The organism is Holdemania sp., assembly GCF_986127675.1.
In genome coordinates this window covers 1-2260 of sequence record NZ_CFQZWI010000181.1, presented here as the reverse complement: position 1 = coordinate 2260, position 2260 = coordinate 1, and the positions used below count along the sequence as shown (strand labels likewise).

Below are 2260 nucleotides of genomic sequence, written 5' to 3'. Positions count from 1 at the left end.
GGCGGTCTATCTCTTGTTTTCGGTTGCTTGCTTCCTTACCGTACATGAGCATTTCCACAGGGATAGAAGCGATGCCGCCTTTCTTGAGATCTGCGGCCTGCCAACAGTTGCCGAACATGAACGAATCACTGTGCTTCAACAGATTGATCATCGTGTGGTAATTGTTAACGGTCACGGTCTTCTTGAAATTGGTCAGTTCCTGATCGCCGACCTTGAACGTGTAATTGAGCTGGGTGTAGAAATCCTGCGGCATCCGCAGATAGGTCATGTCCAACAGCTCCGACGTGGTAATCGTACTTCGGCTGGCTAATGGATGCGACTGGGCGAGATGAACATAAACCGCATCCTTCTTGATCGAATGCATCTGCAAGCCCTGAACTTTGATCACCTTGGTCATGACGCGATGCTGCACGGAGTTCAACGTCAGAATCGCAATCTCGGATCCCTGATCGCTGACGTTCTTGATCGCCTGTTCGATGCCCGTTTCCTGAATATTGATGACCGCATGATCGCTGGGGACTGACTTGAAGTATTCCTGCACGATCGCATCCTGAAGCAGAAGCATTGCCGTTGATACCTGCAGGCGGGTTTCCACAACCGCGTGGTACGTTTTCTTTAACCGTTCGATTTCCTCAAACTGGGAAAGAATGCTGTGGGCATAATAATACAAGCTCTGGCCGACCGGAGTCATTTCAATCCCATGATTATTGCGGATTAACAGCTGGACGCCCAGCTCGTCTTCCAACGCCTGAACGGTTCGGGATAAAACCGGCTGGCTGATGTATAGAATTTCAGCCGCTTTGTTGATGCTTTTCTGATCGGCGATGGCGACGTAGTAGGATAACGCTTTGACGTCCATTCAAATCACCTGCTTTACTTATCTTTATCATACCATAAAACAAGCCGGTTCCCGATTAATTTGATCGGGAAATGAACAAGATAAAAGAGAAAGATGAAAACTCAAAAATAGGCTGGCAGAATTACCTCAGTTCATATAAAATAAGAGAAGATCCGTGGGAAACCCAGGAGGAACCATTTCATGAAACGCCATTCACAAATTTATGATTACACGATGATTCTGTTCGGCTCGGCGCTGTTTGCGGCTTCGATTAATCTTTTCGTCGTTCCGGTCAATCTCTATAACGGCGGAATTGTCGGACTGTCGCAGATTATCCGGTCCGTGCTGGTCAGCCGGATGGGAATGCGTTTCAGTTTCGATATCGCGGGCGTGATCAACTTTTTAATCAATGTGCCGCTGTTCTTTATGGCCTTTCGCTCGCTGAGCCGGAAATTCTTTCTTGGGACGCTGCTTTCGCTGATCACCCAGACTGTCTGCTTCTCGCTGATTCCCATTCCAGTCGTGCCGATTCTGGACGATGTGCTGGCTTCGCTCATCATCGGGGCGATCGTCGGGGCATTGGGCATCGGGATGACGCTGGTCAGCGGGGCCAGCGGCGGCGGAACAGATATCGTCGGCGTGTATGCCGCGCTGCATTGGAAAGCGTTCAGCGTCGGGAAGATCCAGCTGCTGTTCAACGCGCTGGTGTACAGTCTGTGCGCGTTCCTGTTTGATCTGCCGATCGCGATTTACAGCATTATCTATGCGGCGGTATATTCATTTGTGCTCGATAAGGTTCATCTGCAGAACATCGAGATGAGTCTGATGATCTTTACCAAGAACCCGGAAATTAAAAATCGGATCCTCAAGGATTTTGTGCGCGGGGTGACGTATTGGAAGGGCTTAGGCGCCTATACCCAGACGGAAACCGAGGTTCTGGTCACCATCGTGTCGAAGGATGAGGTCAACGAACTGCGCCGGATGATTACGCAGCTGGATCCCAAAGCCTTCATCATCGTCAACGAGGGCTTGCAGATCACGGGCAACTTTATCAAACGGTTAGTAGAATAAACAACCCGCAAAATGCAATAAAAAAGTTAAGAATTCGACAAAACTTGTCAGAATTCCGCTATATTCAAAGTGGGCCTTTCATGATAAAATAGAAGCGAGGTGTTAGATATGAAAATTGAGTTTAAACAGTTAAATGAACTCGCGCAGAAAAAAGCAGAGAAACTGTTAAAGGAAATCAGCTTAACGGTGAAAGACGTTGATTTTGATGTAACAGGCGCTGATATTACGATGATTGTTAAAACGACGCAGGAAGTCATTCATCTATAAATCACCGGGATCCCTGGTGATTTTTTCTTATACGAAGTGGATACCACGTGCTATGCGCGTGGTGCCAGAGCTTAAAGTGTTAAA

The 2260-nt window shown here is 47.9% G+C and carries 3 protein-coding genes; 2 read left to right on the top strand and 1 reads right to left on the bottom strand.

The annotated features are described in order from the left end of the window. Nucleotides 1–859 (bottom strand): LysR family transcriptional regulator (locus tag AC5OW4_RS15065; RefSeq protein ID WP_493677195.1); only part of this gene is annotated, 859 nt, incomplete at its 3' end. Between the two features lie 180 nt (nt 860–1039). Between AC5OW4_RS15065 and AC5OW4_RS15060 the strand changes: the two genes are divergently transcribed. Further along, nucleotides 1040–1909, top strand: coding sequence for a YitT family protein (locus AC5OW4_RS15060; protein ID WP_072683656.1), 870 nt, complete (start codon nt 1040–1042; stop codon nt 1907–1909). A gap of 108 nt (nt 1910–2017) precedes the next feature. After that, nucleotides 2018–2176, top strand: a complete 159-nt coding sequence (locus tag AC5OW4_RS15055; RefSeq protein WP_006060135.1) for a hypothetical protein — start codon at nt 2018–2020, stop codon at nt 2174–2176. Nucleotides 2177–2260: the final 84 nt, after the last annotated feature.

What these genes read in the sequence shown, in the direction of transcription:
- AC5OW4_RS15060 (WP_072683656.1), top strand. Translation starts at nt 1,040, where the DNA reads ATGAAACGCCATTCACAAATTTATGATTACACGATGATTCTGTTCGGC.
- AC5OW4_RS15055 (WP_006060135.1), top strand. Translation starts at nt 2,018, where the DNA reads ATGAAAATTGAGTTTAAACAGTTAAATGAACTCGCGCAGAAAAAAGCA.